At 69.4% G+C, this 23076-nt stretch carries 21 protein-coding genes, 1 rRNA gene and 1 pseudogene; 14 read left to right on the forward strand and 9 right to left on the reverse strand.

The window, feature by feature from the left end; translation table 11 throughout:
- Positions 1-76: 76 nt before the first annotated feature.
- Complete coding sequence (gene pstS, locus ABT137_RS06735; RefSeq protein ID WP_351703519.1) at positions 77-1207, reverse strand: phosphate ABC transporter substrate-binding protein PstS; 1131 nt, start codon at positions 1205-1207, stop codon at positions 77-79.
- A gap of 364 nt (positions 1208-1571) precedes the next feature.
- On the opposite strand from pstS, the gene ABT137_RS06740 reads away from it, so the two are divergent.
- Positions 1572-3134, forward strand: coding sequence for an FAD-binding oxidoreductase (locus ABT137_RS06740; protein ID WP_351703522.1), 1563 nt, complete (start codon positions 1572-1574; stop codon positions 3132-3134).
- 202 nt (positions 3135-3336) lie between these two features.
- On the opposite strand, the gene ABT137_RS06745 is transcribed toward ABT137_RS06740, so the two are convergent.
- The 4 genes from ABT137_RS06745 to ABT137_RS06760 form a co-directional block, all read right to left on the reverse strand.
- Entirely contained in the window at positions 3337-4029 is a 693-nt protein-coding gene (locus tag ABT137_RS06745) for a phosphatase PAP2 family protein (RefSeq protein WP_351703525.1), read from the reverse strand.
- Between the two features lie 193 nt (positions 4030-4222).
- Positions 4223-5242 carry a C40 family peptidase gene (locus tag ABT137_RS06750; RefSeq protein ID WP_351703528.1) on the reverse strand — a complete coding sequence of 340 codons (1020 nt, stop codon included), beginning with the start codon at positions 5240-5242 and terminating at the stop codon, positions 4223-4225.
- Between the two features lie 86 nt (positions 5243-5328).
- Entirely contained in the window at positions 5329-6102 is a 774-nt protein-coding gene (locus ABT137_RS06755) for a trypsin-like serine peptidase (protein ID WP_351703531.1), read from the reverse strand.
- Between the two features lie 44 nt (positions 6103-6146).
- Positions 6147-6773, reverse strand: coding sequence for a Uma2 family endonuclease (locus ABT137_RS06760; protein ID WP_351703534.1), 627 nt, complete (start codon positions 6771-6773; stop codon positions 6147-6149).
- Positions 6774-7102: 329 nt separating this feature from the next.
- Here ABT137_RS06760 and ABT137_RS06765 point away from each other — a divergent pair.
- The 3 genes and pseudogenes from ABT137_RS06765 to ABT137_RS06775 form a co-directional block, all read left to right on the forward strand.
- Positions 7103-7219, forward strand: a pseudogene (locus ABT137_RS06765) (DUF397 domain-containing protein); the annotation flags it as partial.
- Positions 7216-7713, forward strand: coding sequence for an Imm50 family immunity protein (locus tag ABT137_RS06770; protein ID WP_351703537.1), 498 nt, complete (start codon positions 7216-7218; stop codon positions 7711-7713). The pseudogene ABT137_RS06765 and the gene ABT137_RS06770, both read left to right, overlap by 4 nt.
- A complete protein-coding gene (locus ABT137_RS06775; RefSeq protein ID WP_351703540.1) occupies positions 7703-8107 on the forward strand; it encodes an Imm50 family immunity protein in 405 nt (134 codons plus the stop codon). Before ABT137_RS06770 ends, ABT137_RS06775 begins: the two co-directional genes overlap by 11 nt.
- 54 nt (positions 8108-8161) lie before the next feature.
- Here ABT137_RS06775 and ABT137_RS06780 read toward each other — a convergent pair whose 3' ends face one another.
- Together ABT137_RS06780 and ABT137_RS06785 are read right to left on the reverse strand one after the other, a co-directional pair.
- A complete protein-coding gene (locus ABT137_RS06780; RefSeq protein WP_351703543.1) occupies positions 8162-8929 on the reverse strand; it encodes an SDR family oxidoreductase in 768 nt (255 codons plus the stop codon).
- Between the two features lie 123 nt (positions 8930-9052).
- A complete protein-coding gene (locus ABT137_RS06785; RefSeq protein ID WP_502984480.1) occupies positions 9053-9967 on the reverse strand; it encodes an oxidoreductase in 915 nt (304 codons plus the stop codon).
- 102 nt (positions 9968-10069) lie between these two features.
- Here ABT137_RS06785 and ABT137_RS06790 point away from each other — a divergent pair, with 102 nt between their 5' ends.
- From ABT137_RS06790 to ABT137_RS06830, 9 genes are all read left to right on the forward strand, one after another.
- A complete protein-coding gene (locus ABT137_RS06790; protein ID WP_351703549.1) occupies positions 10070-10672 on the forward strand; it encodes a TetR/AcrR family transcriptional regulator in 603 nt (200 codons plus the stop codon).
- A 295-nt stretch (positions 10673-10967) separates the two neighbouring features.
- Positions 10968-12341 (forward strand): S53 family peptidase, encoded by a 1374-nt coding sequence (locus tag ABT137_RS06795; RefSeq protein WP_351703552.1) that lies wholly within the window; start codon positions 10968-10970, stop codon positions 12339-12341.
- Positions 12342-12764: 423 nt separating this feature from the next.
- A complete protein-coding gene (locus ABT137_RS06800) occupies positions 12765-14072 on the forward strand; it encodes a S53 family peptidase (RefSeq protein ID WP_351703555.1) in 1308 nt (435 codons plus the stop codon).
- Positions 14073-14425: 353 nt separating this feature from the next.
- Positions 14426-14734 carry a DUF8827 family protein gene (locus ABT137_RS06805; protein WP_089101683.1) on the forward strand — a complete coding sequence of 103 codons (309 nt, stop codon included), beginning with the start codon at positions 14426-14428 and terminating at the stop codon, positions 14732-14734.
- Between the two features lie 140 nt (positions 14735-14874).
- Entirely contained in the window at positions 14875-15708 is an 834-nt protein-coding gene (locus ABT137_RS06810; RefSeq protein WP_351703558.1) for a DUF8175 domain-containg protein, read from the forward strand.
- The gene (locus ABT137_RS06815; RefSeq protein ID WP_351703561.1) at positions 15698-17044 is read left to right on the forward strand and encodes a hypothetical protein; all 1347 of its coding nucleotides are present in this window, start codon (positions 15698-15700) and stop codon (positions 17042-17044) included. Before ABT137_RS06810 ends, ABT137_RS06815 begins: the two co-directional genes overlap by 11 nt.
- Positions 17041-18600, forward strand: coding sequence for an SCO6880 family protein (locus tag ABT137_RS06820; protein WP_351703564.1), 1560 nt, complete (start codon positions 17041-17043; stop codon positions 18598-18600). The genes ABT137_RS06815 and ABT137_RS06820 overlap by 4 nt, the downstream gene beginning before the upstream one ends.
- Before the next feature lie 14 nt (positions 18601-18614).
- Positions 18615-20033: an ATP-binding protein gene (locus tag ABT137_RS06825; RefSeq protein WP_350778776.1), complete on the forward strand. Its 1419-nt coding sequence runs from the start codon at positions 18615-18617 to the stop codon at positions 20031-20033.
- An 11-nt stretch (positions 20034-20044) separates the two neighbouring features.
- Positions 20045-21577: a type IV secretory system conjugative DNA transfer family protein gene (locus ABT137_RS06830; RefSeq protein ID WP_351703567.1), complete on the forward strand. Its 1533-nt coding sequence runs from the start codon at positions 20045-20047 to the stop codon at positions 21575-21577.
- Here ABT137_RS06830 and ABT137_RS06835 read toward each other — a convergent pair.
- The gene (locus ABT137_RS06835) at positions 21574-22140 is read right to left on the reverse strand and encodes a GNAT family N-acetyltransferase (RefSeq protein ID WP_351703570.1); all 567 of its coding nucleotides are present in this window, start codon (positions 22138-22140) and stop codon (positions 21574-21576) included. The two genes, ABT137_RS06830 and ABT137_RS06835, sit on opposite strands and share 4 nt — an antisense overlap.
- Before the next feature lie 71 nt (positions 22141-22211).
- Between ABT137_RS06835 and ABT137_RS06840 the strand changes: the two genes are divergently transcribed.
- Positions 22212-22760, forward strand: a complete 549-nt coding sequence (locus tag ABT137_RS06840) for a cysteine hydrolase family protein (protein ID WP_351703573.1) — start codon at positions 22212-22214, stop codon at positions 22758-22760.
- 57 nt (positions 22761-22817) lie between these two features.
- On the opposite strand, the gene rrf is transcribed toward ABT137_RS06840, so the two are convergent.
- Positions 22818-22934 (reverse strand): 5S ribosomal RNA (gene rrf / locus ABT137_RS06845).
- Positions 22935-23076 lie beyond the last annotated feature (142 nt).

The following is a 23076-nucleotide window of genomic DNA, read 5'->3' on the forward strand; positions in this document are numbered from 1 at the left end:
GCGTACGGCTCCGGGCGGCGGTGCACCGGACGGTGCGGCCGGGCTCCTTCCGGAACTCGGCCGCACACACGGATCTTTAGCTCAGGCCCTCGACGGTGGAGCGGACCTTGGTGATGATCTCGTCGGGAACGGGGGCGTAGTCGATCGTGGAGAGGAGCTTCTGGCCGTCCTCGCTCGCGATGTAGCGCAGGAACGCCTTGGTGGCGGGCAGGGTGTCGGCCTTGTTGCCCTTGTCGCAGACGATCTCGTAGGTGACCAGGCTGATCGGGTACGCGCCCTCGGCCTTGGTCTTGTAGTCGAGCTGGAGCGACAGGTCGCTGCCGGTGCCGACGACCTTGGCGGCCGCGATGTCGGCGGTGGCGGACTCGGTGGACGGGGCCACCGGCGCGCTGGCGCCCGTGTCGATGGAGGCGGCCTTGATGCCGTCCGAGACGTAGGAGAGCTCGAAGTAGCCGATGGCGCCGGAGGTCTGCTTGACCTGCTGGGCGACACCCGCGGACTGCGGAGCGGACTGGCCGCCCTTGGCCTGCCAGGCCTTGCCGCCGGAGTACTTCCAGTTGCTCGGGGTGGTGGCGATCAGGTACTTGGTGAGGTTGTCCGTCGTACCCGACTCGTCCGAGCGGTGGAACGCCTGGATCTTCAGGTCGGGAAGCTTGGCGGACGGGTTCAGCTTCTTGATCGCCGCGTCGTTCCAGTTGGTGATCTTGCTGTCGAAGATCTTGGCGAGGGTCGGCGCGTCCAGAACCAGGTTGTCGACACCCGGGACGTTGTAACCGATCGCGATCGCACCGCCGACCATCGGGAGGTCGATGCCCTGGCCGCCGGAGCAGACCTTCTTGGAGGCGGTGACCTCTTCGGGCTTGAGGGCGGAGTCGGAACCGGCGAAGGCGACCTGGCCCTGCGTGAAGGCGGTCACACCGGCGCCGGAGCCGGAGCCCTTGTAGTTGATCTGCACGCCACAGGCCTGGGAGAAGTTCTTCACCCAGGCGTCGATCGCGTTCTTCTGCGCGGAGGAGCCGTCGGCGAGCAGCTGGCCCTTGGCGTCGTCACACTTGATGGAGCTGGCGTTGGCGGAGGCCGAAGACGTGCTCGAACCGCTGCTGCCACCGTTGTCGTCCGAGCCGCACGCCGTCAGGGCCAGGGCGCCGGAGACAGCGACAGCACCGAGAGACAGGGCGCGCAGCCGGTTCTTGCGCTGAAGCTTCACTTTCGGGAGTTCCTTCCAGAGGCGCCACCTTCGGCGGCGTGCGAAGTAGATGGTGAGTGAGGGCCTCCTGACTGGGCATTTACGACCGCTCACCGCACCCGGTAAGGCCGAAATTAGGCAGAACAGGTGAAGCGGCCGATGGCCATAGGTAAACGGAGGGTGAACCCCTGCCGTCGACCCGGTTAGGTCACGGAATGCTTACGGTGAGGGCACATGCCGGTTCCAACGGGTGGGTTACGCGAACATTTCTTCGCCGTTCGCCATCGCAGTCGTTACGACGTCACAGCGTTCGTTACACCGCACGGGAACCCGTGTGCGACCGACGCCGTCTCGTCCCACGAAAGCCGACGCGAAAGGCACGGGCATGGAACGGCGTACCTTCATATCTGGCGGGGCGGCCGCCCTCGCGGCGACCGCACTGACGGGGTGCAGCTCCGGCGGCACTACCGCGTCCCACACGACCGGTACGCCACTCGCGACCACATCCTCTCGTACGGCGCTGAAGACCACCAGCGCAGCGGCCGCGGCCAACTGGACGGCCCTCGCCCACGCCCTGGACGGCACCCTGGTCCGCCCCGGGGAGGCCTCCTGGACCACCGCCCACCAGCTCTACAACACCCGCTTCGACGGCCTGAAGCCGGCGGCGGTCGCCTACGTGGCCCACGCCGACGACATCCGCACCACCCTGTCGTACGCCCAGGCCCATGCGCTGAAGGTCTCGATCCGCAACGGCGGCCACTCCTACGCGGGCTACTCCTCCGGCGACGGCCGCCTCATCCTCGACGTCTCCAAGCTGAACCGCATCCGTGTCAGCGGCGGTACGGCGGTCGTCGGCGCCGGCTCCAAGCTGATCGACGTGTACCGGGCCCTCGCGGCCAAGGGCGTGACCATACCGGCGGGCTCCTGCCCTACGGTCGGCGTCTCCGGCCTCGTCCTCGGCGGCGGCCACGGGGTCGCGTCCCGCGCATACGGGCTGACCTGCGACAGCCTCACCCAGGCGACGCTGATCACGGCGGACGGCACGCAGGTCGTGGCCAACGCGAGCACCAACAAGGACCTCTTCTGGGCGCTGCGCGGGGCCGGCAACGGCAACTTCGGCGTCGTCACGGAGCTGCAGTTCAGGACCCACCCGACCCCGCAGGGGGTGACGGCGTACCTGACCTGGCCGTGGTCGAAGGCCGCGCAGGTGTTCAAGGCCTGGCAGGAGTGGGGCCCGTCCCAGCCGGACGAGATCTGGTCCTCCCTCCATCTGGAGAACTCGGGCAGCGGCCCCCGCGTCTCGGTCGCCTGCTTCTCGATGGGCACGTACGGCGAACTCCAGAACGCGGTGGACGCCCTCGCCCACAAGGCCGGCGCCAACGCCTCCTCCGTCTCACTGCGCCGCCACGGCTACGAGGAGGCGATGGAGATCTACGCCGGCTGCTCCTCCTTCTCCACCGAGCCCCAGTGCCACCTGCCCGGCTCCACCCCCGGCCGCTCCCCGCAGGGCAAGCTCGGCCGCGAGACGTACACCGCCCGCTCCGACTTCTTCGACCGCTCCCTGTCCGCGGCCGGCATCCAGACGGCCCTGCGGCAGATCGCCGCCGTCCGGGGCGGGGCGGGCAGCATCGCGTTCACGGCGCTCGGCGGAGCGGTGAACAGGGTCTCGCCGACGGCGACGGCGTTCGTGCACCGCCGGTCGCGGATGCTGGCGCAGTACATCGTGTCGTGGGGTGCCGGGTCCTCCGGCAGCACGGGCCAGTCCTGGCTGAACGCGGCGCACACGGCCATGAAGCCGTACGCCTCCGGCGCGGCCTACCAGAACTACACGGACCCGACGCTGACGGACTGGAAGAAGGCGTACTACGGCGACGCCGTGACGAAGCTGGGCACGGTGAAGAAGCAGTACGACCCGAACCGGTTCTTCTCTTCTCCGCAGGGGTTGTAGAGAGGGGTGGCTCGGCGGGTCGTGTATCCGCGGGCGCGTGGGGGCTGATCGCGCAGTTCCCCGCGCCCCTTACAGGGCTACATGGCTGCGGGCAATCGTGCCGCAGGGCGGCACGGGTGGGCGCTGGGGGTCCCCCCGGCCGAAGGCTGGGGGAGGCACCCGGCCAGCGCCGGTGAGCGACACCCCCCGCCCTCAGCCCCGCCTACGCCGCCAGGTCACGTTCCTCAGCTTCGACCGACGTCCGGGCCCCGGGCACCAGTCCCACCCCCGCCGACCGCCTCCGCACGATCCACCCCACCCGCGGCGACCCCTCCACCGCCTTCATCACCGGTGTCAGCAAGGCGGTCGCCAGCGGGGACAGCAGCAGCACGACCGCCGTTCCCAGGGCGAACCCCCCGACCACGTCCGTCGGGTAGTGCACCCCCATGTACACCCGGCAGAACCCCTCCACCAGCGCGAGCCCTATCCCCGCCAGCCCGAACTTCCGGTTGGCGACGAACAGCCCGACCCCCAGCGCCATGGTGATCGTCGCGTGGTCGCTCACGAAGGAGTAGTCGGACTTGCCGGAGACGAGGACGTCGATCCCCTGGTGGGTGAGGAACGGCCGGGGCCGCTCGACGAAGCCGCGGATGGGAACGTTCACGAGGACGGCGATCGCGGCGGCGAGCGGCGCCCAGACCAGCGCGGCCATGGTGGCCGGCACGTCCTCGTCCGCCCGGCGCCGCACGGACCACCAGCACCACCCCACCAGCAGCACCATCGCGATCAGCAGCCCGTACTCCCCGACGAACTCCATGGCCCGGTCGAACCAGTGCGGCGCGTCCTTGGCCAGGCCATTGATGTCGTAGAGCAGGTCGACGTCAGGGTTCGACCCGGATTCGGCGATTACAGCCATCGCGCTGCGGCCCCTTCGTCGTCGTTCCGGGACGCACCTGGTGTGCGTCGCTCGCTGCCACCCCCGTGGTCGGCTTCGTCAACAGGAACGCACGGCCCACACCACTACGTTCCAGGTTCCACCGAATGATCACGCAGACGTTATCGAAGAGAGACAGAAACCCCCAGCTCAGGGGGTGGGTTATACGCTCCGTTCACACCGTGGTGGGGAGTGCTTTCGCGCCATCCTCGGTGACGCGAGTGGCCCCGAAGTAGTCGGCCGAGTCGATGGGGTCGAAACGGATCACGGCCCCGGTGTAGGGCGCGTCGATCATGTATCCGCCGCCGACGTAGATCCCCACGTGGTGGATGGCGCGGGAGTTCGACAGGTCGGTGGAGAAGAAGACGAGGTCCCCCGGGAGCAGCTCGTTGCGCGAGGGATGCGGCCCCGCGTTGTACTGGTCGTTGGCGACCCGGGGCAGCGTGATCCCGACACTGGCGTACGCCGCCTTGGTCAGCCCGGAGCAGTCGAAGCGGCCGTTGTCCGCGGCGGTGCCGTTGCCGCCCCAGAGGTAGGGGGTGCCGAGCTTCTTCTGGGCGTAGTTGATGGCCCCGGCGGCCTGCTTGGTCGGGGAGAGCCGGCTGACCGGCGCGGCGAAGCTCTGCTCCAGGGTGGTGATGGTCTTGACGTAGTTCTGGGTCTCCTTGTACGGCGGCACACCCTTGTACTTGATGACCGCGTACGCCCCCGCGTTGTAGGCGGCGAGCATGTTGTCGGAGATGTTGCCGGGCACGTCCTTCACATAGGACGCCAGCTGGCAGTCGTAGGAGGCGGCCGACGGAATCGCGTCGTTGGGGTCCCAGACGTCGCGGTCGCCGTCGCCGTCGCCGTCGATGCCGTGGGTGGCCCAGGTGCCGGGGATGAACTGAGCTATCCCCTGCGCGGCCGCCGCGCTCTGCGCGTTCGGGTTGAACCCGCTCTCCTGGTAGAGCTGTGCGGCGAGCAGGGCGGGGTTGATGGCGGAGCAGAGGTTGCCCCACTTCTGCACGAGGGTGGAGTACGCGGCCGGCACGGCTCCCTTGGCCAGGGTCTTGCCGGCGCCGCCGACCCCGTTGAGAAGGTTCCCGGCGACGACGTACACACCGATGACGAGCAGCATGACGAAGCTCACGCCGAGCGCCGTCACCGCGCCACCGATCACCCATACTTTCCGCACGCCCCAACCCTCCCCCATGTCAGGGCTGTTCAACGCCATTTCGGCCGAGAGTGGCGCTATTTCACAGGAAGACGGCGCACATGACGCCCCCTCAGCCGGCCCTCTCAGTCAGCCGTGGCGTCCTTGTACAGCTCGGCGGCCTCCCGGCCGAGCACCACGCTGTACGAGACGTCGGCGGTCGCCCCGCCCTGCTCGTGCCCGCCAAGGACCCCGACCACCTCGTGGTCCCCGTTCACCCAGGGGCTCCCACTGGTACCGCCCGTGAACTCGGGGCAGTCGATGCGCTGTTGGGTGGCGCTGTGGGGGACGGGCTTGTTGGTGCAGCTGACCGGCACCTCACGGGAGTCGGGGTACCCGGTGACGGTGACGGCGGTGGCGCCGGTGGCCACCCCGGCGGCGAACCGATTGCTCCCGGTCACGTCCTCGACCCGCTTCCCGTGCACCTCCGCCACGACGGCGAAGGCGACGTCACTGTCCTCGCTCTGCCCGTGGGCCCACCCGTCGGGCAGGTACCGCTTCCCGACCTTCCACGCCCCGTACGGCGCCTGCCCGTCCCGGTACCCGGGCACGAACACCAGCCCGGTGGCATCCCCCTCCCCGTCGATGCAGTGCGCGGCGGTGACGATCAGGTCCCGCTGCGGGCTGTGCACGACGGAGGCGGTGCAGAAGTGGTTGCCGGACAGGCTCCCGGCCCTGTCGCCGGCGAACAGCGCCCCGACTCTCGCGCTCTCCGCCGTGGCCCCGACCACCGCCGTCACTCCGAACGGCCCCGCCGCCTCGTCGGCGGCCGCGACGGAGGCCGACATGGCGGCCAGCACGACGACGACGCAGAGCGCGACGCGTCGCGAGGTGGCAGAGATGCGTGAGGTGCGCTTCATCAGCGCCCACTGTCTCCCACAAAGGTGAGAAACGGTTCCCGACTTCACTGAGATTTTTCTGGGAACCGCCCTTGCGGCCGACCGGCCTCGCCGTACACCGGAAATCCGTCGGTGGCGACTTCGATCCCCAAGGGCTCGGGCAACGGCACGCTCTCGCCGTACTTCCCGGGCAGTACGTCCTGGTAGGCGCCGTTGTCGGGGCGGGTGTGCAGCGCCCAGGTTCCGTTTCGCGGGTCGACGACGAGGAGGACGGGCACCCGGGCGACGGCGTACCAGTCGGCCTTGTCGCGGATCTCGCGGGACTTCTCGGAGGCGGAGATGACCTCGACGGCAAGCGCGGCGTCCTCGGGGGCGGCGAGCCAGTCGTCGTCCTCCATCCACTCCACGGGCAGGACGATCAGATCGGGGGTCACATAGTCGTCGGGGTCGTCGGGGAGAGCGATCGAAGACACCTCGAAGGCTCCCAACCCTTCCGGCAGCACTCCGTCGATCCGGCGGCGGATCTGATAGACCACGCCCGCGTGCTTCCCACGCGGGGTCGGGGACATCACGAGCTTTCCTCCCACGATCTGCACCCGCAGACCCGTCGCTTCCTCGATCTTCTCAGCGACCTCGCGCAGATTCCCGGGCCGGGGACGCAGACCGTTCTGAGCGCCCGATGACACGGACATGGCTCGCCGCCTCCGTTCCGCCTCGGCTGCGCGAGCGGGCTCATGGGGAGGACCTACGTCCCGCTCGGTTTCGAATCCACCGTACTGGCCGACTTCCGCGCACGCAGCCTGCCCACGCCTCGGATCCGCCTTGACCACAGCCACCACTCCCTCACGTTCCGATCCGACACGATTACATTAAGTCACCGGTCTGACACTCGCCCCACAGCAGCTTCCCGCCCCTCGCGGCACCCGGCTCGCACAGCACGGAGACGCCCCACGACTCGGCGCACGCCTGTACGAGATACAGCCCGCGCCCGCTTTCGGCGTCCCCGCCGACGGGACCGACCCCCGTCTACATCCGCTCCGCGACCACCGTCGTCACCACCGACCGCCGCAAGTGGAACGCCTTCGTACTCGGAGTACAGGCGGGCGAGTTCGACCATTTTCGCGGTGGGGCGGTATGACCGTTGAGAGCATTCTCGTCAACCCGGAGCCGCTCCGATCCCTCTATGGACACATTCCTGACCTGACGGGCGTTCGGATTCGATCGGTCAATCTGAACTGGCGTGGCCCCACGATGACACTCCGCCTCGACATGCCCTCGTTTCCCGGCTCGGCCCCTCAGGAGTGGATCGACGCGGGCATGGACACGGTGCAGTGTCAGTTTCAGTTCCTGGCGGTGGACGGCATCTCGCTCAGCAACTGGGCCCCGCCGGTCGGGGGCGATGTCATGACGACTCCCTGGGGTACGGAACGCCGCATGAAGGTCTCCGTGAGAAGCATGGGAATGTCACTGGAATTCGACTGCAGCGACTCCGTGTGTGTCGGTCACGTGACCGCCTTCGAGATCCGTGAAGACGGGTCCGACAACGGGCGGCATCTATTCCGCAGCAAAGTGGATGCCCGACGGCACACCGCCCTTCCCGGAACCACGGAGAAGACGTTCTATGAGCGCTGACTGGTCACGCCTCCTCACATCCCAGGAATGCTTGGGGGAGCTTTACGAAGGCACCGCGCCCACGGCCGACTCGTGCGATCCGTTCTACGTGCACATCGACGAACGGAACAACTCGGTGACCCTGGGTTTCAACACCTGGGCTCTCCCGTCGAACACCCCGGCAGAATGGCGTGAGAAGGCATTCAACGCCTTCGATTTCTACCTCGCATTCGAAGGGGTGACGGAGCTCCGGGTCACGGGCTGGGGGGCTTCCGAAGCGAAGAACGTCGGCTTGACCATGCACGAGCACTGCTTCGACGTGGTTCTGGGATCCCAGGATTCGGGAATCACGTTCCGGGCGGCCACGGCTCGGTTGGCCAGGACTCACGCGTATCTCGCCTCGGGCAGCCTCTGAGGCCCGCCTTCTCCCAGTCCGGCGACACCGAAGCGTCCTGCGCCACCCCCGCGCTCAGAACGTCGTCGTCATCCCCCCGTCCACCGCGATCGTCTGCCCCGTGATGAAGGACGCCGCGTCGCTCGCCAGGAAGACGACGATGCCCGCGATCTCGGCCGGGCGGCCCCAGCGCCCGAGTGCGGTGCGGGTGCGCAGCCATCTGCCCCACTCCGGGTCCTCGGCCAGCTCCGCGTTGACGTCCGTGGCGAAGGTGCCCGGGGCCACCGAGTTGACCGTGGTGCCGCTGGGGCCCAGGTCGGCCGCAAGGGCCCGGGTCAGGCCGTCGAGGCCCGCCTTCGCCGTGGCGTAGGCGACGTCGCCGATCCGGCCGAGCTGGCCGACGACGGACGAGACGTTGATGATGCGGCCCGGGGTGCCCCGGGCGGCGAGCCCCCGGGCGACCGTCTGGCTCAGCGCGTACGCCGACGTCAGGTGGACGTCGAGCAGCGCGGACAGCTCGTCCGGCGCCATCTCCTCGACGCCCCTGCGGTCCCGGTGGCCCACGTTGTTGACAAGGATGTCGATCGCGCCGAGGGCGGTCACCGCCTCCTCGGCCGCCTCGCGGTCGGTGACGTCGAAGGCGGCCGCCGTGACATCCAGACCCCCGTCCTCGCGCAGGGCCGCCGCCACCTCCTCCAGCGTCGCCGCGTCCCGGCCGTTGAGGACCACCCGCGCGCCGGCGCCCGCCAGCCCCCGCGCCATCTCCAGGCCCAGCCCCCGCACGGAGCCGGTCACCAGGGCCGTCCGCCCGCCGAGCGAGAAGTCCACGGCGCCGCCGCTCATCCGGCCACCTCCCGGAGAACCGTCGTACCCGTTGTATCCGTCGTGTCCGCTCACCGTATCCGGGTGGCGCGACGGGCCCGCCGGGCGTCCGGCAGCTGGGCGGTCACCCGGCCGGACCCGCGTTCACGCGGCCTCGACGCCGAGCGGCCACCGCACCCCCGTCAGCTCCTCCGACAGCGTCCACAGCCTGCGGGCCGCCGCCGGATCGCTCGCCGCCGCGCTGCGGCCGACCAGGGTCGGCGCTCCGCGCATCTCGCCGAGGCCGTCCGGGCCGACATAGCTCGCGCCCGGCAGGTCCTGGGTGGCCGCGTACAGCGTGGGGAGGGTGCCCGCGCGGTCGTCCTGGGCGAAGAGGCGGTTGCCGACCCGCATGCCCAGGCGGGCCAGCGGGTTGGCGGTGTGGCTCTGCAGGTTGGTGGCCGCGTAGCCGGGGTGGGCGGCGAGGGCGCGGACGCGGGAGCCGGCCTCCGCGAGCCGGCGCTGGAGTTCCAGCACGAACAACAGGTTCGCCAGCTTGGACTGGGCGTAGGCGCGGGTCGGGTTGTAGGCGCCCTTCAGGTTCACGTCCTCGAAGTGGATCACTCCGTCGCCGCCCCGGTGCAGGCCCGAGGAGACGGTGACCACACGGTCCGTGAGGTACGGCAGCAGCAGGTTCGTGAGCGCGAAGTGGCCCAGATGGTTCGTGCCGAACTGCATCTCGAAGCCGTCCTTGGTGCGCAGCTCCGGGAGCATCATCACGCCCGCGTTGTTGATCAGGAGGTCCAGCGGCCGGTCCCAGCCCGCGGCGAACTCTCGTACCGAGGACAGGTCGGCCAGGTCCAGGCGGCGGACCTCGGTGCTGCCGTTCACCCGCGCCGCGGCCGCCCGTCCGCGCTCCGGGTCCCGTACCGCCAGCACCACATGCGCACCCGCCCGGGCCAGCGCGTCCGCGGCGGTGAAGCCGAGGCCGCTGTTGGCACCGGTGACCACGGCCGTACGGCCGGAGAGCCCGGGGAGGTCGGAAGCGTTCCACTTGCGTTTCATCTCAGCCATGCCCATCAATGTAGACGTCGACAACAATGTCGTCAATGACAACAAAGATGGCAACGTCAACAAAGCTGACGCCGACCACAAAGCTGACAGCGGCTACATCGGGATACGATGGCCCCCATGCCGCAGAGCCGCCCCTACCACCACGGAGACCTGCGCGCCGCCCTGGTCGCCGGCGCCGAGCGCACCCTGCGCGAGAAGGGCACCGCCGCGCTGTCCCTGCGCGAACTGGCCCGCGACATCGGCGTGAGCCACGCCGCCCCCGGCCGGCACTTCAAGGACAAGCAGGCCCTGCTGGACGCGCTCGCGCTCAGCGGGTACGAGCGGCTGAACCAGACCCTGGCCTCGGCGGACCTCCCGGACGCCGCCCTCGAACCGCGCATGACCGCGCTCGCCCGCGCCTACGTCACCTTCGCCGTCGGCAACCCCGAGCTGCTGGAGCTGATGTACTCCCGCAAGCACGACCCGGACATCGGCACCGAACTGGCCGCCGCCGCGGAGCTCTCCCTGGGCTCCTTCGTCGTGCTGGTGGCCGACGCCCAGCGGCGCGGCGAGATCGTCCAGGGGGACCCGGAGACCGTCACCCTCACGGCAGCGGCCTGCATCCACGGCCTGGCCGCGCTGGCCACCAACGGCACCCTCGCGCCGGAGGCGGTCCTTGCCGGCCTGGACCAGCACGTCCACCTCATCCTGCACGGCCTCAAGCCCCGCTGATCCAGGCCGAGTTCTGACGGAGCGGCGGCTCGGTACGCCCCGATCAACGCGCATTGAGCCCCGCCCGCACGGGGCTTCAGGTCAACCGAACCCCAACTTCCGGCCATCCGGGCCCCAATGATCAGTAAGCCCTTCCCGCCCTTGAGTAACGCGGAAGTCAGGATTCCGAAATCCACCTTGTTGTCGCGTACTCAACAAGGGGATGGTTCGTCGCGGGCCGCCGCCCCCACCGGCAACCACGCCGGTGGTCCCCCACCCGCAGGCCTCTGTCCCACCTCTCCCAGGAGGCTGTACGTTGCGTACGCCCACCCCCACCTCCCCCCACATACGCGGTAGATGGCGCCAGTTCGGCTCGGCAGCAGCCGCCACCGCCGCGCTCCTCGTGGCCGGCTTCGGCACCGCGGCCCACGCCAGCGCTGCCACCGCGACCGCCACCGCGACCCACAAGGTCAGCGCCAAGGCCATCGCCGCCCAGGTCGCCAAGGCCCACGTCCAGTACGAGAAGGCCGGCTGCGGCGCCACCCCGAAGAAGGGCTACGCCGCCTGCAACGCCCTGCGGGTCACGGGCGGCACCACCGCCTTCATGGAGAAGCAGGCCGCCCTCAAGGGCATCACCCCGAAGACCGTCAAGCCGCACGCCGCCTCCGACTCCCCCACCGGATACGGCCCGAGCGACATCCAGTCCGCCTACGGCCTGACGGACGCCGCCGCCTCCAACGGCTCGGGCGAGACCGTCGCCATCGTCGACGCGTACGACGACCCGAACGCCGAGGAAGACCTCGCGACCTACCGGTCGTACTACGGCCTGTCGGACTGCACGACCGACAACGGCTGCTTCAAGAAGGTCTCCCAGACGGGCTCCACGACCTCCCTCCCCTCCGCCGACAGCGGCTGGGCCGGCGAGGAGTCGCTCGACCTCGACATGGTCAGCGCGACCTGCCCGAACTGCAACATCCTGCTCGTCGAGGCGAAGTCGGCCTCCGACGCCAACCTGGGCACCGCGGTGAACGAGGCCGTCAAACTGGGCGCCAAGTTCGTGTCGAACAGCTACGGCGGCTCCGAGTCGTCCTCGGACACGTCGTACGACACCTCGTACTACAAGCACGCGGGCGTGGCCATCACCGCGAGCGCCGGTGACGAGGGCTACGGCGCCGAGTACCCGGCAGCCTCCCGGTACGTGACCGCCGTCGGCGGCACCGCCCTGAAGACCTCCTCCAACAGCCGCGGCTGGACCGAGTCGGTCTGGAAGACGTCGAGCACCGAGGGCACCGGTTCCGGCTGCTCCGCCTACGACGCCAAGCCCACCTGGCAGACCGACGCGAGCTGCTCGAAGCGCATGATCGCCGACGTCTCCGCGGTCGCCGACCCGGCCACCGGCGTCTCCGTCTACGACAGCTACGGCTCCGACGGCACCGGCTGGAACACCTACGGCGGCACCAGCGCCTCCTCGCCGCTCATCGCCTCGGTGTACGCCCTGGCCGGCACCCCGGGCAGCAGCGACTACCCGGCCGAGTACCCGTACGCCGCGGCCGGCACCTCCGCCCTCAACGACGTGACGAGCGGCAACAACGGCACCTGCTCCACCTCGTACTTCTGCACCGCGAAGTCGGGCTACGACGGCCCGACCGGCTGGGGCACCCCCGAGGGGACCGACGCCTTCACCGGCTGAGCCCTTCACCGATTGACCTCCCCGTCGGGTCACGGGGAGCCGCCACCGTGAGGGGGACGTGGGGTCCCCTCGGCGGCAGGGAAAGAGAGACGGGCCACGGCATCCGGCCGTGGCCCGTTTTTCATGTCCCCGACGACTCCGGTTTCATGTCCTTGGCAACTCCCATGCATTTCCTGTGCGTTGAGTCAAGTACCCGTCACCCGCAATCCAACGGGCAGCCATCGAAGGGTCACGCGAAGGCCCCGTTCGGCAATGCGGAAGTCAGGATTCCAGCAGCCTCTTGTTGTCGCGTACTCAACAAAGGATTCTCGTCGCGGGCCGCCGCCCTGCCGCCGGGGAACCCGTACCGACGGCAAACGCACCAGATCGCACCCGCACCGCCCCTGTTCCCACCCCAGTTCCGGAACTCAGGAGGCTGCACGTATGCGTTCCACTCCCCCCAACAGACCGTCCGCACGCGGTGGTTGGCGCCGCATCGGCGCCGCCGCAGCGGCCACGGCCGCGCTGGTCTTCACCGGCTTCGGCACCGCCGTCCAGGCCGACGCGGCACCCACCGCGTCCAGCAAGGTGACCTACGTCTCGACCCCTTGTGCCACCCCCAAGCACACGGGTGACCTCACCTGCAAGTCCTACCGCGTCACCGGCGGTCTCACCGCCTTCCAGAAGATGCAGGCCGCGAAGACCGGCATCACCCCGAAGGCGGCCGACGCGTCGACCCCCTCCGGCTACAGCCCGACCAACCTCCGGTCGGCCTACGGCCTGACCTCCGCCGCCGCCTCCAACGGCTCGGGCGAGACCATCGCGATCGTCGACGCGTACAACGACCCGAACGCCGAGGCGGACCTCGCCACCTACCGCTCGTACTACGGCCTGTCGGCCTGCACGACGGCCAACGGCTGCTTCAAGAAGGTCAGCCAGACCGGCTCGACGACCTCGCTGCCCTCGTCCGACGCCGGCTGGTCCGAGGAGATCTCCCTCGACCTCGACATGGCCTCCGCGATCTGCCCGCTGTGCAACATCACGCTCGTCGAGGCCACCAGCGCCAGCTACGCCAACCTCGGCACCGCGGAGAACGAGGCCGTCGCCCTCGGCGCCAAGTTCGTCTCCAACAGCTACGGCGGCTCCGAGTCCTCCTCCCAGACCACGTACGACACCTCGTACTACAAGCACGCCGGTGTCGCCATCACCGTCTCCTCCGGTGACAGCGCCTACGGCGCCGAGTACCCGGCGACCTCCCAGTACGTCACCGCCGTCGGCGGCACCAAGCTGTCCACCTCCTCCACCACCCGCGGCTGGACCGAGACCGTCTGGAAGACGTCCAGCACCGAGGGCACCGGCTCCGGCTGCTCCTCCTACGACGCCAAGCCCAGCTGGCAGACCGACACCGGCTGCACCAAGCGCATGGAGTCCGACGTCTCCGCCGTCGCCGACCCCGCAACCGGCGTCTCCGTCTACGACTCCTACGGCGTCACCGCCGGCTGGTACACCTTCGGCGGCACCAGCGTCTCCGCGCCGATCATCGCCGGCGTCTACGCCCTCGCCGGCACCCCGGCCAGCGGCACCTACCCGGCGCAGTACCCGTACGACTACGCGGGCACTTCGTCCCTCAACGACGTGACGAGCGGCAACAACGGCTCGTGCTCCACCTCGTACTTCTGCACCGCGGGCACCGGTTACGACGGCCCGACCGGCTGGGGCACCCCCGAGGGCATCACCGCCTTCGCCAACTAGTACCGGCTCTCCTCCCTCTCACGGGCTCACGGGCTCACGGGTCGCGGCAACCAGCCGCGGCCCGTTCGTCATGAGAACATCGGGACGGTGGCATTCACCCGACTGGCCGTCAAAAACCCCGCCAGGTCGTAAAAGGGCACAACGACGGAACTACACCACAGGTTCCGCCCAGGCCTCATTGCCCGGCGTGACCTGCCGTGATACACAGAGTGACCGTACGATCCCTTCGTACGAAACCCGCCAATCAATGACGTCAAGTCGACATACTCCGGCGACGTTGTCGGCGAGAATGATGCGTGACCTCTGCACCGGGCAGGGGCGGACAGAACTACCCACCAGGGGCGGTGACTTACATGTTCCTTGCAGCCGACAAGGGTGACATCAACACCATCATCGGCGGAATCGCTCCGGACTGGGGCCCCTTCGGCAGCCTGGGCAACGAAGCGAAGACGATGATCCAGGTGGTCATGGCCGTCGCCATCCTGCTCTGCCTCGGCATCGCCGTCTGGGGTGCCGCCAAACAGCGCATCGGCGCCACGGCCCTCCGCGACACCTTCAGTGCCGAACAGGGCAAGGGCCTCATCATCGCCGGACTGACCGGAGTCTTCATCATCGGCTCACTCGGCACCCTGTTCACCATCGTGTACGGCATGGCCGTCTAGCCGCCTGGACCTCACCCCTCCCCGCTCCGAGGTTGCGTTTCCCTGATGTCGAGTCACCACACCGCGCCCGCGCGGGAACCAGCACGGCTACCGTCGTACTGCTACGCGTTCCGGTACGACGTGGAGGGGGAGTACCCGGCATGAGCCTCGGAGACGAGCCCGGCTACCCGGAGACCGGCCACACCCGCACCCGCCTGCCCGAGGGCGACCCGTACGGCGGCGCCTCCCGCCGCGGCGGCCGGTCCTCCTCCCGGAGCCTGGTCACGGTCGTCGGCGTGGTCGTCCTCCTCATCGCGGCGATCGCCTTCGCGAACAGAGGCGGCAACGACACCTCCTCGAACAGCACCGACACCGGCAGCACCGGCAACGGCGGCGGACCGGTGACCTCCGCGACGGCGGCCAGCGGGACCAAGCCGGTGGAGACGAAGAGCGACGGGATCCCGACGGGGTACGCGCACAGCCAGCAGGGAGCGCAGAGCGCGGCGGCCAACTACGCGACGGCGCTGGGCTCCGACGGCATGTTCATCACGGCCACCCGGCACGCGATCGTGCAGACCGTCGCCGACCCCACCGTCATGAACAGCATGCAGTCCGGCTTCGACGCCGACTACTCGGCCGACTTCCTGAAGAAGGCCGGCCTCAACACCGACGGTACGGCCCCCCAGGGCAGCACCTTCGTCAACCGCACCCTGCCCGCCGGCACCAAGGTCACGGCGTACAGCGACACCGCCGCCACCGTCGAGGTCTGGTGCAACGGCCTGTTCGGCATGGCCGGTGACAAGTCGACCAGCCCGGTCACCAGCAACTGGTTCACCATCACCATGAAGCTGAACTGGAGCGGCGGCGACTGGAAGGTCCTGGAGTCCAGTCAGACGACCGGCCCCACCCCGGTCACCGGAGACAACCCCGTCTCCGGGACCGACGAGATCAGCAAGGCGGTCCAGGAATTCGGAGGGTTCACCTATGCCCGCTAGCCAGCACCGCGTGCTCAAGCTGACCGGCCTGGTGGCCTCCGTGCAGGCCTCCGCCATCCTCCTGGCCGCCCGCGCCGTCGCGGCCCCGACGCCGACCCCCTCCGCGACCCCGTCCGCCACACCGAGCAGCAACAACTGCGCCGGAATCACCGGTCCGTCCCTGCAGCTCTGCGAGAGCGGCTCCGGCGGCAGCAGCGGAGGCTCCACCACCGACCCCCTCACCTCCACCCTCGACCCCCTCTCCTCCCTCGCCCAGGGCTGCGCCAAGGCCGCCTCCTGGACCGTCGACAAGCTCAGCGGCGCCGTCAAGGAGACCGCGAACGTCGACTTCACCAACGAGAAGTTCCTCCAGCAGTACGCCGTGGTCTTCGCCGCGTCGACGATCCTCACCCTGCTCCTGTGGCTGCTGGCCGTGGCCAAGCGCGCGGTACGAGGCGTCCCCCTCTCCACCGCCATCTCCGAGGCCATCGGCTTCCTCTGGCTGACCGTCCTGGCCTCCGCCTTCACCCCCCTGATCCTCTACACGATCGTCTCGGCCACCGACGGCGTCACCGACGTCCTCGCCAAGACCACCGGCAACCAGACCGACACGTTCTTCGGCACCTTCTCCGGCGCCCTCAGCAAGGGCGACGACATCGGCGGCGGCCCGATCATGCTGATCGTCGTCTCCCTCGTCAGCATCCTCGCCGCCGGCGTGCTCTGGCTGGAGCTCGTCATCAGGGCCGCCCTGCTCTACGTCGGCGCCCTGCTCGGCACCGTCGTCTACGCCGGTCTCGTCGACAAGAACCTGTGGGGCCACGTCCGCCGCTGGGCAGGCATCATGATCGCCGTCATCCTCGTCAAGCCGGTCATCGTCATAGTGCTCGGCCTCGCCGGCGCCCTGTCCTCCGACGGCGGCCCGGACTCCTTCTCCGCGGTCGTCTCCGGCCTCGCCATCATCCTGCTCGCCATCTTCGCCAGCGCGATGATCTACCGCTTCGTCCCCGGCTTCGGCGACGAGATCGCGGCCGGCCGCAGCAACCGCATCATGCAGGGCGCCGAAGGCAAGGCCGCCGCCGTCATCAGCAGCCCCGCCAACCTGGTCGCCCAGGGCATCAGAACGCACAGCGCCCGCGCCGACAACAACGGCGGCGGGGGCGGCGGTTCCGGCTCCTCCGGTGCCCGCCCGTCCAACCCCGTCTCGGGCGGCGTCGCCGCGCACAGCACGCGCACCCCGAACGGTGGTGGCGGCGGAACTGTCCCCTCCGCCGCACCCGCACCCCGGGCGCCCAGCCCGGCGAACACCCCGCATGCCAGCAACACCCGCAACAACAGCTCGGGAGGTGAAGGGCGTTGACGACAGAGTCCCACCTGTCCCATCCGATCACGCCCCGCCGTACGTATCTCATCGGCCGCGCCCGGCCGAACGCGATCATCGGCAGGAACCGTGAGTCCGGCGAGATCGTGCTCATCATCGCGGGCGCGTTCCTCGGCATGATGTGCGGGCTCCTCGTCCCGGTGCTCTCCCTGCGGATCGTCCTGCTGATGGGCTTCCCGCTGATCGCGCTGGCCGCGGTCTACGTGCCGTACAAGCGCCGCACCTTCTACAAGTGGTTCGAGATCAACCGCAGTTACAAGCGCAGCCTGCGCCAGGGCACGGCCTACCGGTCCACCGCCGCCGAGGCCGGCACCCGCCTCGACGGCCGTGAGGTCGAGATCGGCCCGCCGCCCGGCATCGGCCGCCTCACCTGGCTCGCCGCGCCCTTCGGCCCCGACGAGATCGCCGTACTCCTGCACGCGGACCGCAAGACGGTCACCGCCGCCATCGAGATCGAGGGCCCCGGCGTCGGCCTGCGCGACTCCGAGGACCAGGAAGCCCTCGTCGACCGCTTCGGCACCCTCCTCAAGCACGTGGCCAACGGCGACGGCTTCGTCACCCGGCTCCAGATGCTCGCCCGCACCCTCCCCGCCGACCCCGACGCGCACGCCAAGGACGTCGCCCAGCGCGGCGACGACAAGGCCCCGGACTGGCTGTCCCGCTCCTACGACCAGCTCCAGTCCATGGTCTCCACCAGCAGCGAGCAGCACCGCGCGTACCTCGTCGCCTGCATGCACTACTCCCGCGAACTGGCCGCCGAGGCCCAGGCGATGGCCCGCGCGGCCCGCCCCCAGGCCGGCCGCAAGCTGGACCGCGACTCCGGTCTGGCGGTCGTCATGGCCCGCGAGCTCACCGACATCTGCTCCCGCCTCCAGGAGGCGGACATCCGCGTCCGCCAGCCCCTCGGCCAGGGCCGGCTCGCGTCGCTCATCCACTCCATGTACGACCCGGACCACCCCATCGACCACATCCAGGCCATGACCCAGCGCAACGCCTGGCCGGCCGAACTGGACGCCATGGAGCCCACGTTCCTCCAGGCGAAGACCCGCGAGTCCTCCACCCGCGAGCCCTGGTGCCACGCCACGGCCTGGGTGAAGGAGTGGCCGATGACCCCGGTCGGCGTCAACTTCCTGGCCCCGCTCCTGGTCCACACCCCGGACGTCATCCGCACGGTCGCCGTCACCATGGACCTCGAACCCACCGAGGTGGCCATCGAGCGCATGCTCACGGAGAAGACGAACGACGAGGCCGAAGCCTCCCGCGCCGCCAAGATGAACCGGACCGTCGACCCCCGCGACATCGCCGCCCACAACCGCCTCGACCAGCGCGGCGAGGACCTGGCCAGCGGTGCGGCCGGCGTCAACCTGGTCGGCTACATCACCGTCTCCTCCCGCACCCCGGAGGCCCTCAACCGCGACAAGCGCACGATAAGGGCGTCCGCCGGAAAGTCGTACCTGAAGCTGGAGTGGTGCGACCGCGAGCACCACCGCGCCTTCGTGAACACACTGCCCTTCGCCACCGGAATCCGAAGGTAGAGGCTGATGCGCTGATGAGGGACCCGCTGTCCGTCCTCACCGAAGCCTTCACGTCCTTCCTCTTCGGGAAGGTCGAGACGACCCGCTCCCCGGTCCGCACCTCCACCGGCCAGGCCCAGGCGGTCTACCTCCCCACGGCCGCGCCCGGCCTCGGCGACTCGGGCGTCATCATCGGCCGCGAGGTGTACTCCGGCAAGGGCTACATCTACGACCCCTTCCAGCTCTACGGCCAGCAACTCCCCGCCCCGCACTGGCTGGTCCTCGGCGAGTCCGGCAACGGCAAGTCGGCCCTGGAGAAGACCTACGTCCTGCGCCAACTCCGCTTCCGCGACCGCCAGGTCGTCGTCCTGGACGCCCAGGGCGAGGACGGCGTCGGCGAGTGGAACCTCATCGCGGAAGAGCTGGGGATAACACCGATCCGGCTCGACCCGATGGCGGCCCTGGACCACGGCATCCGGCTCAACCCCCTGGACCCGTCGATCACGACGACGGGCCAGCTGGCGCTGCTGAGGACCATCATCGAAGTCGCGATGGGCCACGGCCTCGACGAACGCTCCGGCTTCGCCCTCAAGGTCGCCCACTCCTACGTCAACGAGACGATCCTCGACCGCCAACCCGTCCTGACGGACATCGTCGAGCAGCTACGACACCCCGAACCCGAGTCGGCCGAGGCGATGAACGTCGCCATAGACGACGTACGGGCCTGGGGCCTGGACGTCGCCCTGGTCCTGGACCGCCTCGTCGACGGCGACCTGCGCGGCATGTTCGACGGCCCGACCACGGTCGGCATCGACCTCGACGCCCCGCTCATCGTCTTCGACCTCTCCCACATCGACCGCAACTCCATCGCCATGCCCATCCTGATGGCGATCGTCGGCGTGTGGCTGGAGCACACCTGGATCCGCCCCGACCGCAAGAAGCGCATCTTCCTGGTCGAGGAGGCCTGGCACATCATCGCCAGCCCGTTCGTGGCCCAGCTGTTCCAGCGCCTGCTGAAGTTCGGCCGACGGCTCGGTCTGTCCTTCGTGGCGGTGGTGCACCACCTCTCCGACGTCGTGGACGGCGCGGCCGCGAAGGAGGCGGCGGCGATCCTGAAGATGGCGTCGACGAGGACGGTCTACGCCCAGAAGGCGGACGAGGCGCGAGCGACGGGCCGCGTCCTGGGCCTGCCCCGCTGGGCGGTCGAGATCATCCCGACGCTCACCCCCGGTATCGCCGTCTGGGACGTCAACGGCAACGTCCAGGTGGTCAAACACCTGGTCACCGAGACGGAACGCCCGCTCGTCTTCACAGACCGCGCGATGACCGAGTCGTCCAGCGACGTCCTGTTGTCCGAGGACGACGCCCTCATCGCCGCCGAACTGGAAGCGGAACAGCGGGCGGCAGCCTTCGTGGAGCAGCACCTCGGCGACTCCGAATCGACGGTGGCGTAGGGAGGCCGTTCGTGAGACCGGACCCTCGGCAGGAGCGCGACCAGCAGGGCGGCGGGATTCCCGACGGCCTGCTGATCGGCATACTCGGGTTCCTGCTCGGCATCACGATCATGGTGTGGACGGCGACGGGCCTGGCGGCCTGGTTCGCCCACGGCAGCTGGCCGACGACGGTCAACCTCTCCCACACCCCCCTCGCGATGCGCCACCTCATCGGCGCCCCGCGCGACATCACGGGCGCCTGGCCGGACACACCGGCGGCCCAACTGGCGGGCTGGGGCTTGTTCTGGGGCCTGTTCATCGGCCAGCTGATGGTCCTGATCGTCCTCGCCGTGTTCGTCCTGGGGACGGTGACCCGGTGGCGGGCCGGACGCAGAAGACGAGCGGCGACGGCGAAGAGCAGACACGCGAACGCGGTTCCGGAGCCCCGCGCCGAGCCGGAAACGGTCCAGGAACCCCGTCAGGAGGCCCATCGGGCGGCCCGCCCGGTGGTTCACCCGATGGTGTACCCGGTGGTTCCTCAGGACGCTCTCCAGCAGCCGACGGTCCCGACGGCCGCCGTAGCACCAGAACCCGCCCTTGAGGACATCCGCCCCTCCCTCAACGGTGACCGGTCACTCGCCTGGACCAGAATCCACGTCGCACCGCGGGAGGGCCGGCAGGCGACCGCGACCCAGGCGATCCAGGACGCACTCGGCCCTGCCCTCGTCGTCACCTCGAACCCCGCCCTCTGGGCGGAGACGAAGGACGCCAGAGCCAAACTCGGCCCCGTCCTCCTCTACGACCCGAACCACCTCTGCGACACCCCCGCCCGCTTCCACTGGTCCCCCACGGCGCACTGCGAGGACAAGCCCACCGCGATCCGGCGCGCCCAGGCCCTCCTCGCCCCGGTCAGGCCCACCGCGAAGATCGACCAGACGGTCACGGACACGGCCGAGACCCTCCTGCGCAGCTACCTCCACGCCGCCGCCCTGGAGAACCGCACGGTCCGCCACGTCCACCGCTGGGCACAGGGCACCGGCGTCCAGGACGCCGTACGAACCCTCCGCACCCACCCGAAGGCCGCCCCCGGCGCCGCGGGCGAGCTGGAGGCCGCCCTCACCTCCCATCCCGAACGCCGGGACATCGCCCAGGAGTTGACGGCCAGGGCGCTCGCCGCCCTCTTCACGGTCAACATCCGCGAGGCCTGCACACCCAACCGATCCGATGCCCTCGCCCTGGATTCCTTCATCGATGAAGGGGGCACGCTTTATGTGGTCGGTGAATCCATCGAGGACCCCAGGACCAACCCCGGCGCGATGCCCCTCCTGACGGCCCTCGTCTCCAGCGTGGTCGAGCACGGCCGGCGCATGGCCGAACGGTCATCCTCCGGTCGGCTCGACCCACCACTGACCCTGGTCCTGGACGACGTGGCGGCCGTGGCCCCGCTTCCCCAGCTCCCCGACCTCCTGGCCGGCGGCGCCGAGCAGGGCCTGCCGTCCCTCGCCCTGCTCCGCTCCCACGAACAGGCCCGCTCCCGCTGGCCGCACCGGGAGCTGCCGGTCTAGGCCGGCCACTCCAGAACGAACTCGAACTCCCGCTTGCCGGCGTCCGTCTCCAGCTGGACGGTCACTCCGCTGGGCACGAACCCGACCTTCCGGTAGGCACCCTGGGCCCGGGAGTTGTCCTCGTGCACCAGCAGCCGCACCCGCTCCGCCCCGCGCTCCCTCGCCCACGCCACACCGGCGTCGAACAGCGACTTGATCAGCCCGTTCCCCCGGTGCTCGGGCCGGACGAACACCCCCACCACATGCCCCTGCCGCCGCTCGACCGGGAACCCCGCCCAGTCCGTCGTCCCGGCTTCCTCGATCAGCACGGTCACGGCCCCGGCCCACTCCCCGTCCGCCGCCACCGCGATGAACTGCCGCGCGCCACTGGGCTCCTCGGCCGAACGCGCCGCCCGCTCCTGGTAGAAGGAGTCCGGCCGCCCCAGGGCGTCGTCATAGGTCTCGAGAAACGCGATATCCGCAACCGGATCCCGCAACGCGACGAGACGCAGCCGCTTGACGGCCTCCCACTCGTCGGCCCGTATCGCGCGAATCACGTAATCACCGCTGGTCGTAGCACTCATACGGCCACGCTAACGCCCACCGTCCACCGCACTCACCTGGTTTGTCAGTGCCGCGGTCTACGGTGGGCGCCATGACGACTCTCCCGAACCGTCCGAACACCGCCCTGCTGATCGTGGACGTGCAGAACGGGGTGGTGGACAGCTCCCACAACCGCGACGAGGTCATCGCCAACATCAACACCCTGCTCGCCAAGGCCCGTTCCGAGGCGATCCCCGTCGTCTGGATCCAGCACTCCAGCGACGAACTGAAGCCGGACAGCGCCCTCTGGCAGTACGTCCCGGAACTCGTCCGCGAAACCACCGAGCCCCTCATCCACAAGCGCTACGGAGACTCCTTCGAGGACACCGAGCTGGAGTCCGTCCTCGCCGAACGCGGCGTGGGCCGCGTGGTCGTGACCGGTGCCCAGACCGACGCCTGCATCCGCTCCACCCTGCACGGCGCGATGGTCCGCGGTTACGACGCGACGCTGGTCGCCGACGCCCACACGACGGAGGACCTCACCGCGTACGGCGCGCCGGTTCCGGAGCAGGTCATCTCGCACACGAACCTCTACTGGAGCTGGCAGGAGGCCCCGGGGCGAAAGGCCGGCACGGTCGAAACGGTGAACGTCACTTTCTGAACAACGTGAACAACGCAGAAAGGCCCACGCCAATGGCGTGGGCCTTTCCTAATATTTGTTCGGCGGTGTCCTACTCTCCCACAGGGTCCCCCCTGCAGTACCATCGGCGCTGTAAGGCTTAGCTTCCGGGTTCGGAATGTAACCGGGCGTTTCCCTCACGCTATGACCACCGAAACACTATGAAACTGTAGAACTTTGCCGCACCACGCCGTGACCGGACATGGGGCTGTTCGTGGTTTCAGAACCAACACAGTGGACGCGAGCAACTGAGGACAAGCCCTCGGCCTATTAGTACCGGTCACCTCCACCCATTACT

It is taken from the genome of Streptomyces sp. NPDC001980 (genome assembly GCF_040296885.1).
Taxonomy (GTDB): Bacteria; Actinomycetota; Actinomycetes; order Streptomycetales; family Streptomycetaceae; genus Streptomyces.

Bases quoted from the DNA above. Each gene is read 5' to 3' on its own strand.
- ABT137_RS06740 (WP_351703522.1), top strand. From the start codon at position 1,572: ATGGAACGGCGTACCTTCATATCTGGCGGGGCGGCCGCCCTCGCGGCG.
- ABT137_RS06745 (WP_351703525.1), bottom strand. From the start codon at position 4,029: ATGGCTGTAATCGCCGAATCCGGGTCGAACCCTGACGTCGACCTGCTC.
- ABT137_RS06750 (WP_351703528.1), bottom strand. From the start codon at position 5,242: ATGGGGGAGGGTTGGGGCGTGCGGAAAGTATGGGTGATCGGTGGCGCG.
- ABT137_RS06755 (WP_351703531.1), bottom strand. From the start codon at position 6,102: ATGAAGCGCACCTCACGCATCTCTGCCACCTCGCGACGCGTCGCGCTC.
- ABT137_RS06760 (WP_351703534.1), bottom strand. From the start codon at position 6,773: ATGTCCGTGTCATCGGGCGCTCAGAACGGTCTGCGTCCCCGGCCCGGG.
- ABT137_RS06770 (WP_351703537.1), top strand. From the start codon at position 7,216: ATGACCGTTGAGAGCATTCTCGTCAACCCGGAGCCGCTCCGATCCCTC.
- ABT137_RS06775 (WP_351703540.1), top strand. From the start codon at position 7,703: ATGAGCGCTGACTGGTCACGCCTCCTCACATCCCAGGAATGCTTGGGG.
- ABT137_RS06780 (WP_351703543.1), bottom strand. From the start codon at position 8,929: ATGAGCGGCGGCGCCGTGGACTTCTCGCTCGGCGGGCGGACGGCCCTG.
- ABT137_RS06785 (WP_502984480.1), bottom strand. From the start codon at position 9,967: ATGGGCATGGCTGAGATGAAACGCAAGTGGAACGCTTCCGACCTCCCC.
- ABT137_RS06790 (WP_351703549.1), top strand. From the start codon at position 10,070: ATGGCCCCCATGCCGCAGAGCCGCCCCTACCACCACGGAGACCTGCGC.
- ABT137_RS06800 (WP_351703555.1), top strand. From the start codon at position 12,765: ATGCGTTCCACTCCCCCCAACAGACCGTCCGCACGCGGTGGTTGGCGC.
- ABT137_RS06805 (WP_089101683.1), top strand. From the start codon at position 14,426: ATGTTCCTTGCAGCCGACAAGGGTGACATCAACACCATCATCGGCGGA.
- ABT137_RS06810 (WP_351703558.1), top strand. From the start codon at position 14,875: ATGAGCCTCGGAGACGAGCCCGGCTACCCGGAGACCGGCCACACCCGC.
- ABT137_RS06815 (WP_351703561.1), top strand. From the start codon at position 15,698: ATGCCCGCTAGCCAGCACCGCGTGCTCAAGCTGACCGGCCTGGTGGCC.
- ABT137_RS06825 (WP_350778776.1), top strand. From the start codon at position 18,615: ATGAGGGACCCGCTGTCCGTCCTCACCGAAGCCTTCACGTCCTTCCTC.
- ABT137_RS06835 (WP_351703570.1), bottom strand. From the start codon at position 22,140: ATGAGTGCTACGACCAGCGGTGATTACGTGATTCGCGCGATACGGGCC.
- ABT137_RS06840 (WP_351703573.1), top strand. From the start codon at position 22,212: ATGACGACTCTCCCGAACCGTCCGAACACCGCCCTGCTGATCGTGGAC.